Annotated in this window: 13 protein-coding genes; all 13 read left to right on the forward strand. The window is 65.5% G+C overall.

Annotation, left to right across the window (positions count from 1 at the left end):
- The 13 genes from mraY (at window position 1) to C4901_RS03455 (ending at window position 13,553) form a co-directional block, all read left to right on the forward strand.
- Window positions 1-1,077: a phospho-N-acetylmuramoyl-pentapeptide-transferase gene (gene mraY / locus C4901_RS03395; RefSeq protein WP_110136138.1), complete on the forward strand. Its 1,077-nt coding sequence runs from the start codon at window positions 1-3 to the stop codon at window positions 1,075-1,077.
- Entirely contained in the window at window positions 1,074-2,423 is a 1,350-nt protein-coding gene (murD, locus tag C4901_RS03400; protein WP_110136139.1) for a UDP-N-acetylmuramoyl-L-alanine--D-glutamate ligase, read from the forward strand. The genes mraY and murD overlap by 4 nt, the downstream gene beginning before the upstream one ends.
- Window positions 2,416-3,564, forward strand: a complete 1,149-nt coding sequence (gene ftsW, locus C4901_RS03405; RefSeq protein WP_110136140.1) for a putative lipid II flippase FtsW — start codon at window positions 2,416-2,418, stop codon at window positions 3,562-3,564. The genes murD and ftsW overlap by 8 nt, the downstream gene beginning before the upstream one ends.
- Complete coding sequence (gene murG, locus C4901_RS03410) at window positions 3,561-4,637, forward strand: undecaprenyldiphospho-muramoylpentapeptide beta-N-acetylglucosaminyltransferase (RefSeq protein ID WP_110136141.1); 1,077 nt, start codon at window positions 3,561-3,563, stop codon at window positions 4,635-4,637. The genes ftsW and murG overlap by 4 nt, the downstream gene beginning before the upstream one ends.
- Window positions 4,630-6,021: a UDP-N-acetylmuramate--L-alanine ligase gene (gene murC, locus C4901_RS03415; RefSeq protein WP_110136142.1), complete on the forward strand. Its 1,392-nt coding sequence runs from the start codon at window positions 4,630-4,632 to the stop codon at window positions 6,019-6,021. Before murG ends, murC begins: the two co-directional genes overlap by 8 nt.
- Complete coding sequence (gene murB, locus C4901_RS03420; protein ID WP_110136143.1) at window positions 6,018-6,905, forward strand: UDP-N-acetylmuramate dehydrogenase; 888 nt, start codon at window positions 6,018-6,020, stop codon at window positions 6,903-6,905. Before murC ends, murB begins: the two co-directional genes overlap by 4 nt.
- Window positions 6,902-7,807, forward strand: a complete 906-nt coding sequence (locus C4901_RS03425) for a D-alanine--D-alanine ligase (RefSeq protein WP_110136144.1) — start codon at window positions 6,902-6,904, stop codon at window positions 7,805-7,807. The genes murB and C4901_RS03425 overlap by 4 nt, the downstream gene beginning before the upstream one ends.
- Complete coding sequence (locus C4901_RS03430) at window positions 7,804-8,580, forward strand: cell division protein FtsQ/DivIB (RefSeq protein WP_110136145.1); 777 nt, start codon at window positions 7,804-7,806, stop codon at window positions 8,578-8,580. Before C4901_RS03425 ends, C4901_RS03430 begins: the two co-directional genes overlap by 4 nt.
- Window positions 8,577-9,821 carry a cell division protein FtsA gene (gene ftsA / locus C4901_RS03435; RefSeq protein WP_110136146.1) on the forward strand — a complete coding sequence of 415 codons (1,245 nt, stop codon included), beginning with the start codon at window positions 8,577-8,579 and terminating at the stop codon, window positions 9,819-9,821. Before C4901_RS03430 ends, ftsA begins: the two co-directional genes overlap by 4 nt.
- Before the next feature lie 48 nt (window positions 9,822-9,869).
- Entirely contained in the window at window positions 9,870-11,018 is a 1,149-nt protein-coding gene (gene ftsZ / locus C4901_RS03440; RefSeq protein WP_110136147.1) for a cell division protein FtsZ, read from the forward strand.
- Window positions 11,019-11,191: 173 nt separating this feature from the next.
- On the forward strand, window positions 11,192-12,103 hold the full coding sequence (gene lpxC, locus C4901_RS03445) for a UDP-3-O-acyl-N-acetylglucosamine deacetylase (RefSeq protein WP_110136148.1): 912 nt from the start codon (window positions 11,192-11,194) through the stop codon (window positions 12,101-12,103).
- 41 nt (window positions 12,104-12,144) lie between these two features.
- A complete protein-coding gene (locus tag C4901_RS03450) occupies window positions 12,145-12,642 on the forward strand; it encodes a hypothetical protein (protein ID WP_110136149.1) in 498 nt (165 codons plus the stop codon).
- Window positions 12,639-13,553, forward strand: a complete 915-nt coding sequence (locus C4901_RS03455) for a M23 family metallopeptidase (RefSeq protein ID WP_110136150.1) — start codon at window positions 12,639-12,641, stop codon at window positions 13,551-13,553. The genes C4901_RS03450 and C4901_RS03455 overlap by 4 nt, the downstream gene beginning before the upstream one ends.
- Window positions 13,554-13,621: the final 68 nt, after the last annotated feature.

A 13,621-nucleotide genomic window follows, 5' to 3' on the forward strand; every position in this document is an offset into this window, starting at 1 on the left:
ATGTTCCTGCTCATCATGAAGGCATTTGCCACCACCCCGGCCACCGATCTGCTGGCCTGGCGCGCCCTGTTTGCGTTTCTGACGGCCTTCGCCCTAGGCATCGCCGCGGGGCCCGCCATGATCCGCAGACTGACCGTGAGACTCATCGGCCAGACGGTTCGCAAGGATGGTCCGCAAAGCCACTATCAGAAGGCCGGCACGCCGACCATGGGCGGTGTGCTCATGCTGTTTGCGATCGCGGCCTCGACGATCCTGTGGATGCGTCCCGACAGCCGCACCACATGGATCGCGCTCGTGACCCTGCTGCTGTTTGGGGCCATCGGCTGGGCCGACGACTATGTGAAGCTTCTGCACAAGAATCCCCGCGGAATAGGGGCGCGCGCGAAGTTCGTCTCCCAGACCCTGGTCTCGATCGCGGCCGCGGCCGCGGTCTATGTCGCGGCGCGCAAGGGGGCGGATACCGCGTTCTATCTCCCGTGGATGGCCCATCCGCTCGTCCGGCTCGGGGCGTTTCCGTTCGTGCTCCTCGGGTTTCTGGTGATCACCGGCGCCAGTAATGCCGTCAATCTCACCGACGGACTGGACGGGCTTGCCGCCTTCCCGACCGCGCTCGTGGCCGGTGCGCTCGGTGTGCTGGCCTACGTCGCGGGTTCTCCGCATCTGGCCGCGCAGGTCGGCCATCCCTTTGTGCCCGGGGCGCGCGATCTGCTGGTCTTTTGCTGCGCCATCATAGGGGCGACGCTGGCGTTCCTATGGTTCAACGCCTATCCCGCGCAGGTGTTCATGGGCGATGTCGGCGCGCTGGCATTGGGCGCCGCCCTGGGCATCGTGGCGGTGGTGATCCGCCAGGAGCTCCTGCTCTTTATCATGGGGGGCGTGTTCGTGGCCGAGACCCTCTCGGTCATGTTGCAGGTCGGGTCGTTCAAACTGACGGGACGGCGGGTCTTCAGGATGGCCCCCTTACATCACCATTTCGAGCTCAAGGGCTGGCCGGAGCCGCGCGTGATCGTGCGCTTTTGGATTGCCACCATCATCCTCGTGCTGATCGGGCTTTCGACCCTCGGGGGGCGGCCATGACCCGGCAGGCCATCGTTCTGGGGCTGGGCGAGACCGGCCTGTCGTGCGTGGACTATCTGCGGGCCCAGGGTTATGAGGTCACGGTATGTGACACGCGCCCGGCCCCGCCGCTGCTCCCGTCGCTGCGTGCCCGCCACCCGCAGGTGCCGGTGCTGCTCGGGGATTTCCGCAAAGATATTCTGATCGGCACCGATCTTCTGGTGGTGAGTCCCGGCCTGTCGCTCAAGGAGCCGGCCATTGCCGCGGCACGGCACATGGGCACAGCCGTAGTCGGCGACATCGAACTGTTCGCGCGCGCCTGTCTCGCGCCGGTCATTGCCATCACCGGCTCGAACGGCAAGAGTACGGTCACGATGCTGGTCGGCGCCATGCTGGCGCGCGCCGGCCTCAAGGTCGCCGTCGGCGGCAACATCGGCATCCCCGCGCTATCGCTCCTGGATCAGCCCGTGCCCGATGTCTATGTGCTTGAGCTTTCGAGCTTCCAGCTCGAAACGACCGAGAGCTTGAATGCCCAGGCGGCGACGGTTTTGAACATAAGCCCCGATCACATGGATCGCTACGATGATCTGTCCGAATACGCGCATGCCAAGGCGCGCATTTTCGGCGGGGTCGGGCGCATGGTCGTCAATCGCGACGACCCGTGGGTCATCGCCATGGCGCATGAGGATCGAGAGGTCGTCACCTTCGGGCTGGGACGCCCAATAGGACATGATTTCGGATTGATCGACCAGGCCGGCGCATCGTGGCTGGCATGTGGGCGTCAACCCTTGATGCCGGAGGCCGCCGTGCCGATCCCCGGGCGCCATAATGTCGCCAATGTCCTGGCCGCATTCGCGCTTGCGACCACGGTGACCCGCGATCTTGCGGCGATGACGGAGGCGGTCCAGACGTTCCAGGGCCTGGCCCACAGGACCCGGATCGTCGGGCGCCGTGATGGCATCGACTGGATAGATGACTCCAAGGGTACGAACGTGGGCGCGACCGCCGCGGCCATGGCCGGCCTTGGCGGTCCGGTGGTGCTGATCGCGGGCGGCGATGGCAAGGGGGCGGATTTCGCGCCGCTCGCCGCGGCCGTGCGTGGCAAGGCGCGGGCGGTTGTGTTGATCGGACGCGATGCCGCGCGCATCGAAGAGGCCTTGCATGGTTGTTGCCCGATCGTTCATGCGCGTGACATGGACGAGGCGGTGCTCATGGCGCGCGAGCACGCGCAAACCGGGGACCAGGTATTGCTGTCCCCGGCGTGCGCGAGCTTCGACATGTTCCGGAATTACGCCCATCGCGGTGAGGTGTTCGTGGACGCGGTTCAGCGGCTCGTTGTGGAAGGTCCCGGGGGTGCCCATGGCTGATGCCAAAGAGGTCGCGGTCATGCGCCGCCCGCCGCCCCTGGACTCCGTCCTCCTGTATACCCTGCTTGCGTTGCTCGGGTTTGGGCTTGTCATGGTGTACTCGGCATCGGCATTCGTGGCGGTCCACGAGGTGGGCTACAGCACCTATTATCTCTGGCACGACGCCGTGAATACCGCCATCAGTATCATCACGCTCACCGTGGTGGTGCGGATTCCGACCGTGGTGTGGCGCCGGATGTCTCCCTACCTTTTGATGGGGGGGCTTGCCGCCCTGGTGTTGGTCCTGATCCCGCACGTCGGCGTGCGCGTCAATGGTTCGGCGCGCTGGTTGTCTTTGGGCGTGATCAATATCCAGCCCTCCGAATTCCTGAAATTGTTCCTGGTCCTCTATCTCGCCGGCTATCTCGTGCGCCGCCAGGATCGCCTGAGCGAATTCACCCACGGCATCCTGACGGTAGCCATGCTGCTCATGGTCACCGGGGTCCTCTTGCTGCTCGAACCGGACATGGGCAGCGAGGTGATTTTGTGGGCGGTGGCCTTCGGCATGCTGTTCGTGGGGGGTGTGCGCCTGAGCCACTTCGTGGCGGTGGTTCTTTCGGCGGCGGGGGCCGGTGTGCTGCTGATCCTGGCGTCCCGCTATCGGGAGGACCGCGTGATAGGTTTCCTGCACCCCTTCGCGCGCGCGAAGGGCGATGGTTATCAGCTGGTCCAGTCGCTCATGGCCTTCGGGCGCGGGGGATGGCTCGGCCGCGGTCTCGGCCTGAGCGTCCAGAAGCTTTATTACCTGCCGGCCTCGCATACCGATTTCCTGTTTGCGATCATAGCCGAGGAGTTCGGGCTTGCCGGTGTGCTGTTTGTGATCGGGCTCTTCGCCATCCTCGTGGTCCGCGCCTTTCAGATTGCCGAGGCCGCGCGCCGGGACGGCGATCTCTACTCCTGTTATGTCGCCCAAGGGGTCGCCATCCTGATCGGCCTGGAGGCGATCATCAATATGGGGGTCGACATGGGGGTTTTGCCGACCAAGGGGCTGGCATTGCCGCTGTTGAGTTATGGCGGTTCGAGCACCTTGATGAGCTGCACCGCGCTCGGGCTTTTGCTGCGCATCGATCGCGAGCGCAAGGCCCAGGGGGCCTCGCGATGAAGACCGTCCTGATCGCCGCCGGCGGTACCGGGGGGCATGTATTTCCGGCCCTGGCCGTGGCCCGCGCCTTGCGCGCCCAGGGGGTGGCGGTTGCCTGGATCGGTACGGAGCGCGGTCTCGAGGCGCGCGTGGTGCCGGCCGCCGGCTTCTCCGTGGACTGGATCACGATTCAGGGGCTGCGACGCGGATCGCTGCGTGACCTGGCGTTTCTGCCGGGGCGCCTTAGCGTTGCGCTCTGGCAGACCTACCGGATCTTCCGGCGGCGGCGGCCGGATGTCGTGCTCGCGCTCGGCGGTTTCGTCGCCGGTCCCGGCGGCATCATCGCCTGGCTTATGCGTATCCCGCTTGTCGTGCACGAGCAAAATGCGCTGGCGGGCCTCACCAACCGCTGGCTCGCGCTGCTCGCCGATCGCGTGTTGTGCGGTTTTCCGGAGGCATTCCGCTCGCTACCCGGGGCCATGCACACCGGCAATCCGGTGCGTTCGGAGATACTGAACGTCGCGCATCCCGAGACCCGCCTCAAAGGCCGCACTCCGCCCTTGCGCGTGCTCGTCGTGGGGGGCAGCCAGGGGGCGTCGATATTGAACGGCGTCTTGCCGCAGGCTGTAGCATTGATCGATCCGGCGTGGCGGCCCGTCGTTCATCACCAGACCGGGAATCGCGAGTTTAGCGCCACCAAGGAGGCCTACGCATCGCGCGGGATCGAGGCGCGGGTCACGGCATTTTTGGATGACATGGCCGCCGAATACGAGTGGGCGGATGTCGTCGTGTGCCGCGCGGGCGCGATGACGATCGCGGAATTGTGCGCGGTGGGAATTGCCGCCGTGCTGGTCCCGTTTCCGTACGCCACCGATGACCATCAAACCGCCAATGCCCGTTTCCTCGTGGATCGCGAGGCGGCCTTGTGCATCCCGCAGGCGGAGTTCTCCCCGTCCCATGTCGCGGAGCTCATCGAGGGGCTCGCGCGCTCGCCGGAGGTGGGCATGCGCATGGCCGAGCGCAGCCGCGCGTGCGCCATGCCCGATGCCACCGAACGCATCGTGGCCGCATGCCTGGAGGTCGCTCATGCATAATGTCCATCGCATTCATTTCGTGGGCATAGGCGGGGCCGGCATGTGCGGTATCGCCGAGGTCCTCCATAACCTCAAGTTCGAGGTATCGGGATCGGACGCCGCCGAGAGCGCCACCACCCGGCGGCTCGCGGGTCTCGGAATCAAGGTCCATATCGGCCATGACCAGGGTCTTGTGTGCGCGCAGGATGTGGTGGTCGTGTCATCGGCGATCGCACCCGAGAACCCCGAGGTCCTGGCCGCGCGCGCGGCCAAGATCCCGGTGATCCCGCGCGCCGAGATGCTGGGCGAGCTCATGCGCTTGCAGCAAGGGGTGGCGGTTGCCGGGACCCATGGCAAGACCACGACCACGAGTCTTGTGGCAAGCGTCCTCGGGCAGGCCGGGCTCGATCCCACCTTTGTCATCGGCGGTCGTTTGAACAGCGTAGGCAGCCATGCGCGGCTCGGGCGCGGCCGCTATCTCGTGGCGGAGGCCGACGAGAGCGACGCCTCGTTCCTGCATCTCCAGCCCTTGATCGCGATCGTCACGAATATCGATTCCGACCATATGGCCACGTACGGCGGGGACTTTCAGCGCCTGAAGCAGGCATTTCTGGCGTTCCTGCATAATCTGCCCTTCTATGGGCTCGCCATCGTATGCGTCGATGATCCGGTGATTCGTGAACTGTTGCCCGATATCCATAAGCCGGTGCTTACCTACGGGGTGAGCGATGATGCCGAGATGCGCGCCCATGCCATCGTCCAGGAAGGACAGAACATGCATTTCACGGTCGCCTACCAGGGCGAGGAGGCCTGGCTTAGCGCATCGCTGCGCCATCCGGGGCGTCACAATGTCCTGAACGCGCTCGCCGCTATCGCCGCCGGGCATGAACTGGGCGCCAAGCGTGAAGACATTGCCCGCGGTCTCAGGACCTTCTCGGGTATAGGGCGCCGTTTTCAGATCAATGCCCTTTCGGAGCTCCCGGGCGGCGATGTCCTTTTCGTCGATGATTATGCCCACCACCCGCGCGAGATCAGGGCAACACTCGCCGCCGCGCGTGGTGGGTGGCCCGATCGCCGGCTGGTGGTGGTTTTTCAGCCGCACCGTTACACGCGCACGCACGACCTGCTAGAGGATTTCGCATCCGCCCTGGCGGATGTCGACAACCTGTTCGTGACCGAGGTCTATGGGGCCGGCGAGGCCCCCATCAGCGGCGCCGATGGCCGCGCCTTGTGCCGCTCGCTGCGGGCCCGCGGGCGCCATCCGGTGTTTGTCGAAAGCCTGGCCGATCTGCCACGGATCCTGACCCCGGTGGTGGCGGCCCATGACCTCGTATTGACGCTCGGCGCCGGCAATATCGGTCAGGCGGCCTTGACCCTGCCGGATGCGTTCAGGAGGGAACAATGAGCGCCTTGATCCCTGAGGGCGAGGTCGCCGTGCGTTACGGCGAACGTCTCGCGGGACGGACCACCTGGCGCGTCGGTGGGCCGGCCGATCTTTTCTATGTGCCACCGACGGTCGCCGCGCTCGCGACGTTTCTATCCGCGCATCGTGACAGCCCGCTGCTGTGGCTCGGTCTTGGCAGCAACACCCTGGTGCGTGACGGCGGATTCAGGGGGGCGGTCCTCGTCACCGCAGGCGGGCTTGGCGATCTTGGCATCGCGGGCGCGACCGTGCGCGCCGAGGCCGGCGTGCCGCTCGCCAAATTGGCACGCTTTTGCGTCCAGTCCGGCTACGCGGGCCTCGAGTTTCTGGCGGGGATACCTGGCACGGTGGGCGGGGCATTGGCGATGAACGCCGGGGCTGGCGGACATGAGATCTGGGAGTATGTCACCGCCGTCGAGACCATCGACCGACACGGCCGGGTCGACCGGCGTACGTGCGCCGATTTCGAGATCGCCTATCGACGGGCCGCATCATCCCGCGAGGAATGGTTTGTGAGCGCCTCCTTCGATTTACCGGTGGGTGATGCCGAGGTGGGCATGGCGCGTATCCGGGAGCATCTGGCGATTCGTAATCGCACCCAACCCATGCACACCGCCAATGCCGGATCGGTGTTCCGGAACCCGCCGGGCGACCACGCCGGCCGTCTGATCGAGGGCGCGGGCCTCAAGGGGTTGCGTGAAGGGGGCGCGATGGTCTCGCCGCGCCATGCCAATTTCATCATCAATGATGGCACCGCGTGCGCCGCCGATATCGAATGCCTGATCGGTCGGGTCCAGGCGTTGGTCCAGGAGCGCACCGGCATCCTGTTGAGTCCCGAGGTCAAGATCGTGGGAGAGGCCGTATGAGTCGTTACGGGAAGGTCGCGGTCCTCCATGGAGGCATGTCCGCGGAGCGCGCCGTGTCCCTGAAGAGCGGTCAGGCGGTGCTCGCGGCCCTGCGGGCGCGTGGCGTCGATGCCCATGGGATCGACGTCGGACACGACCTCGCGGCGCGTCTCGCGGAAGGTTACGACCGCGCTTTCATCGCGCTTCACGGCCGTTTCGGCGAGGACGGTTGCGTGCAAGGCCTGCTCGAGGTGATGGGCATGCCTTATACGGGGAGCGGGGTGGCGGCCTCGGCCGTGACCATGGACAAGATGTTGACCAAGGCGGTGTTACGCGCCGCATCCGTGCCCACGCCCGACTTTCGCCTGCTCCACCATGAGGCGGATCTCGCGACGGTCGCCGCGCTCGGGTTCCCGCTCATCCTGAAACCGGTGTCCGAGGGTTCGAGCATCGGGGTCAGCAAGGTCCTGTCATCGGCGGGTCTCGGCGAGGCCTTTCGCAAGGCGCGCGCCTACGGCCCGGTGCTTGCCGAGGCGTGCATCACGGGTCCCGAATACACCTGCGCCATCGTCGGCGAGCGCACCTTGCCGGTTATAAGACTCGAGACCCCGCAGGCGTTCTACGATTACGAGGCCAAGTACCTCCTGAACACCACGCGTTATCATTGCCCGTCCGGTCTGTCGATCGAAGAAGAACGTGCCATGCAGGCGCTGGCCTGGGCGACCTTCAAGGCGCTCGGCGCGCGCGGCTGGGGGCGCGTCGATATCATGGCCGATCGCGACGGCGCACCGTATGTGCTCGAACTCAATACCGTCCCGGGCATGACCGACCACAGCCTCGTCCCGATGGCAGCGCGCGCCGCGGGCCTGTCCTTCGAGGACCTGGTGCTTGCGATCCTATCCGAAACCCTGGAGGCGCCATGAGGATTGGGGCGGATATCAGGACGCGACTGGCGCACGATCGCCGCGGTTTCCGCTCGGCCGGTCCGGTGCGCCGTCTCGACCGGCGCCACGCGCGTATCGCGCTTGTGATCTTCGCGGGGGTGGCGGTGGCCCTGGGTGTGCGCGCGGTGCTTGCCCCCAACCGATTCCCGGTGCGCTCGGTGCGCGTCATCGGTCATCTCGGGCACATACCGCAACCCCTGCTCGTGGCGGCCGTGCGGCCATTTCTCTACCGCAATTTCTACACCCTGCCCCTCGATGCCGTGCGCACCGCCGTGGCCGGCGTGCCGTGGGTCGGATCGGTGCGCGTCGAGCGGCGCTTCCCGCGCGCCCTTGTGATTTATGTGGGGCGCTTGCGTCTTGCGGCGCGCTGGGGGCACGGCGGGTGGGTCGACACCGGCGGCGGGCATGTCCATCTGCAGGGCTACGAGCCGCCGGCGGGGCTCCCGGTCTTCCAGGGGCCGGCTGGCAGCGAGCGGGAGATGTGGGTGCACTATGGACGGCTTCAGGCGCTTTTGAAGCCTGCGGGGCTTGTTATCACGGCCGTGGACCTGTCCGATCGCGGTACCTGGCGGCTGGCCCTGCGCGGCGGACCGCAGCTCGTTCTGGGGCGCAAGGCATGCGCGCGGCTTACCCGCTTTTTGACGGTGTTCCCCCAGCTCGCCGCCAGGCGGCGCACGATGCAACAGGTCGATTTGCGGTACACGAACGGCTTTGCCATAGGCTGGAAGACGGGCTCGGGGGATAAGAAATGACAAGAAAGGGTGACGCTCGGCTCGTGGTGGGGCTGGATATAGGGACGTCCAAGGTGCTTGCGATCGTAGGCGAGATCGGGCGCGATGGCGCGATCGAAATCATAGGAGTCGGCCATCAGCCGTCGCGGGGCCTCAAAAAGGGCGTGGTCGTCAATATCGAGTCGACCGTGCAGTCGATTCAACGCGCCGTCGAAGAGGCCGAACTCATGGCCGGCTGCCAGATCCATTCGGTCTATGCCGGGATTGCCGGGAGCCACATCAATTCCGTCAACTCGCATGGGATTGTGGCCATCAAGACCAAGGAGGTCGGGCAAGGGGATGTCGATCGCGTGCTCGAGGCGGCGCGCGCCCTGCCCATTCCCGCCGATCAGAAGATCCTCCATATCCTGCCGCAGGAGTACATCATCGACCGCCAGGAGGGTGTCCGCGAGCCGATCGGCATGTCCGGCGTGCGCCTGGAGGCCAAGGTTCACATCGTGACCGGCGCGGTGAGTGCCGCCCAGAACATCGTCAAGTGCGTGCGCCGCTGCGGGCTCGAGGTCGACGACATCATCCTGGAGCAGCTGGCCTCGAGCCTATCGGTGTTGACGGAAGACGAAAAGGAGCTTGGCGTATGTCTGGTCGACATCGGCGGCGGCACGACCGATATATCGGTATTCACGCAGGGCGCGATCCGTCACACCTCCGTGATCCCGATCGCCGGCGATCAGGTGACCAACGATATCGCGGTGGCGTTGCGTACGCCGACGCAATACGCAGAAGACATCAAGAAGCAATGGGCCTGCGCCTCCGGTCAGGGCGTGGAGGATGGCGTGGTGGAGGTTCCCGGCGTCGGCGATCGGCCGCCACGCAAGCTGTCGCGGCAGACGCTCGCGGAGGTCGTCGAGCCGCGCATAACGGAACTCTATGAACTGATCGCAGACGATTTGCGCAAGAGCGGGTTCATGGATCTTCTGGGGTCGGGCATCGTGCTTACCGGGGGCAGCGCAAAGATGGAAGGCATGGTGGAGTTGGCGGAAGAGGTGTTCCACACGCCGGTCCGCCTGGGGGTCCCGCAGTATGTGGGGGGCTTGAGCGGGGTCGTCCACAACCCCATTTTCGCGACCGGCGTGGGTCTCGTCTTGTACGGGCACAAACACACCGTCGGCCCGACCATGACGCCTGTTGTCGGTCGCCAGGCCTCTGGACGGTTTACGGAAATATTGAATCGCATGAAAAGTTGGTTTCAAGGGAATTTTTGACCATGGAAAGTCAGTGCGGACGTCACATACAGGACAGGAGAACGGGCCATGTTTGAAATCGTAGAGGCAAGCGGCCAGCAGGCCGTAATCAAGGTCATAGGGGTCGGCGGCGGGGGTGGTAACGCCATCGAGTACATGATGAAGTCCAATATCGATGGCGTGGAGTTCATCGTCGCCAATACCGACGCGCAGGCGATCAAGAAGTCTTCCGCCAACGTCGTTTTGCAGCTCGGATCCAATCTAACGAAGGGGCTGGGGGCCGGCGCGGACCCCGGCATCGGCCGGCAGGCGGCGATGGAGGACAGGGAGCGCATCGCCGAGGCCCTGGCGGGCGCGGACATGGTGTTCATCACCGCCGGGATGGGTGGCGGCACCGGCACCGGCGCGGCGCCCATCGTGGCGCAGGTGGCCAAGGATCAGGGTATCCTCACGGTTGCGGTGATCACGAAGCCGTTTCCCTTCGAGGGCAAGAAGCGCATGAGCGTAGCCGAGCAGGGGATCCGTGACCTCGGCGAATACGTGGACTCCATCATCACCATCCCAAACGAGAAGCTGTTGGCGGTCGTGGGCCGGGACATGTCGCTGCTCGATGCCTTCGGCAAGGCCAATCAGGTCTTGCAGGGGGCGGTGCAGGGTATCGCGGAGCTCATCACGCGCCCCGGCCACATCAATGTCGACTTCGCGGATGTGCGCACGGTGATGTCCGAGATGGGCATGGCCATGATGGGGTCCGCGGTCGCGCGCGGGTCGGACCGGGCACGCGAGGCGGCACGCGCGGCGATCTCGAGCCCGCTTTTGGAGGACGTGGATATTGCCGGCGCGCGCGGTATGCTGGTCAACATAACCGCCGGCGCCAGCATGTCCCTTGGTGAGTTCGCCGAGGTCGGTGACACCATCAAGGAGTTCGCGTCGGAGGATGCCACGGTGGTCATAGGGACAGCCATCGACCCGAGCATGGACGACGAGATGCGTGTCACGGTCGTCGCCACCGGTCTCGGCGGCGGCCACAAGCGCGCGGCGGTGGCCCTCAAGGTCGCCAAGGGCGGTGCCTCGGCGGGGGTGGGCGCGGCGGCCCCGAACTATGATGATCTCGACACCCCGACCGTGATCCGCAACCGGCGGGTCGGCGAGAAGCATGATGCCCGGGCGGCCGATTATCTGGACATCCCGGCGTTCTTGCGCCGCCAGGCCGATTAGGCCCGTTTATCGGGAGAGGGGCGCCGGCTGCGGCCGCGGGCCGCCACCGACCTGGACAGAATGGCATTTTGTCTTTATTGTTTAAGACAATGCCGGAACTTGGCCCGGCGGCCGTACAGGGAGGTCCGGCGTGGACAGCAGGGTGCTATTGTGCTTCATAGCGCGGAAGTCTCATGATAAAGCAACGTACGTTAAAGAACGTGATTCGGGCCACGGGCGTCGGATTACACACCGGAGAGAAGGTTTATCTGACCCTGCGTCCGGCCCCGGTCGATAGCGGCATCATCTTCCGGCGCGTGGATATGCCGCAGCTCGTGGAAATACGGGCATGCCCCGAGAATGTCAGCGATACACGACTCTCGACCACGCTTGAGCATAATGGCGCGCGGGTTTCGACGGTCGAGCACCTGATGTCGGCGTTTGCCGGTCTTGGAATCGACAATGCCTATGTCGACCTCACCGCGCCCGAGGTCCCGATCATGGATGGCAGCGCGGGCCCGTTCGTTTTTCTGATCCAGTCGGCGGGCGTCGAAGAACAGTCGGCCCACAAGCGCTTCATCCGGCTTCGCAAGACCATCGAGATCGAAGATGGCGACAAATGGGTCCGGTTCGAGCCGTGGGACGGATTCAAGGTGTCGTTTACGATAGACTTCGATCACCCCATCTTCCGCAACTCCACCCAGGTGGCCTGTATCGACTTCTCCACGACCTCGTTCGTTAAGGAGATCAGCCGCGCGCGCACCTTCGGCTTCATGCGCCAGCTTGAGGCCCTGCGGCAGAATGGCCTGGCCCGGGGGGGTGGCCTCGACAATGCCGTGGTGATGGACGATTTCCGCATCCTGAACGAAGACGGATTGCGTTACGAGGATGAATTCGTCAAGCATAAGATCCTGGATGCGATAGGCGACCTCTATCTTCTGGGCCATCCGCTGATCGGGGCCTTCAGTGCCTGTAAGTCCGGACATGCCTTGAATAACCGCCTGTTACGTGTATTGGTGGCGGATAGCGATGCCTGGGAGATCGTCTCGTTCGAGGAGACGGATAGGCCGGCCATATCGTTTGCCAGGACGGTGCCCGCGGTTTAACCGGGTCCGCGGGCGGCGTTACGACCTTCAAGGGTGGCGATGTGAAAGAGCGCAAGCCGGCGAATGTGACATTACGGATCGTGGGTCATAGAAGCCGCTTGAATCGCCAGTGGCGCTTGAGTCCACGCCAATGGCGCATCGCCATCGGCGTGGGTGCCGGCGTGATCCCCCTGCTGCTGGCCTTTGGTGTCTATGGTCTCTTGCGCGTGTTTGTCCCCGACTCGATGGGTGAGGGGCCGGGCGTCGCGCCCATCGCGGCGGCGCATGCCGAGGTGACGTCGCTTGCGCGTGATACCGCCGCCGGTCTCGATGTCATGGCCATCGAGCTTGGCGCGCTCAATGCCAACGCCGTGCGACTCGCGCGCCTGGAGCGCCGGCTGGTCCATTCGACTGGCATCGCGTTGGCGCGCGCCCGTGCGCACTCTGTACCGATGCGCGCCCTGCCGGTGTCTTCGCCCGATTCCTCGCGCCTCATCACAAAGCTCCATGTCTTGGCGCAGCGGCTCGCGCCCGCGACCCACAAGCGTCGGGCGCTATGAACGTCATCATTTTACGCGAAGGCGACGCGCGCTCCCGTCCCGTCAACGTGAATCTGCGCACGATGGTGGCCGGCGCCCTGATCCTGTTCGGCCTTCTACCGCTTACCCTGGGGGCGCTCGCCTTTTGGCTGGTCGCCGCCCATGCCCCGGGGGCGCGTGCGGCGGGTGCCGGCGTGCCGGCGGCGGCGCTGGGCCAGGCCCGCCGTCTCGCCCGGATCAGCCATACCGATCTGTCGCGACTCGCGGCCAGGGTAGGGCGGCTGCGCGCCCGCGCGAGCCGGCTCGATGCCTTGTCGGCGCGCCTCGGGGCGCTCGCCCGGCTGCCCGGCCGACCGGTGGCGATGCGTGCGTTCACGACCGCCCCGGCCGTGCCGATATCCGACGCGGGCTGGACCGTGGCCGGCCTCAAGGCCGTGGCGCAACGCCTGAAGGCGGATTTCACGCGGCGTTCGGCTGAGATGACCGTGCTCGCATCGGTGCTGGCCGCGCGCCGGGTCATGGCGCTGACCACCCCAGGGGGTTGGCCCGTGCGCGGCGGCTGGATCTCCTCGCCCTTCGGCCCGCGTCCGGACCCCTTCACCGGCCGGCCTGGTTTCCATCCCGGCGTCGACATCGCCGCCCCCATAGGGACGCCGGTGCGCGCCATGGCGGCCGGGATCGTCATCTTTGCCGGTGGCGACGGTGGCTTCGGACGGCTCGTGAAGGTCGAAGACGGTCACGGCGAGGTCACCATGTACGCCCACCTGAGCGCCCGCTACGTGCACGTCGGGCAGGTCGTCTCCAAGCACGAGCTGCTGGGGCGTGTCGGAGACACCGGCTACTCCACGGGCCCGCACCTGCATTTCGAGGTCATGCTCCACGGCGTACCCATCAATCCCATCGGCTTCCTGCGGCTCGCGGATCGACACTGAGCGGAAAAGTGTTCAAGTAAACCCCCTTTTCGGCCATAATGCGACTTTTTCTGATCGGTTCAGAGGGC

It is taken from the genome of Acidiferrobacter sp. SPIII_3 (genome assembly GCF_003184265.1).
GTDB lineage: Bacteria > Pseudomonadota > Gammaproteobacteria > Acidiferrobacterales > Acidiferrobacteraceae > Acidiferrobacter.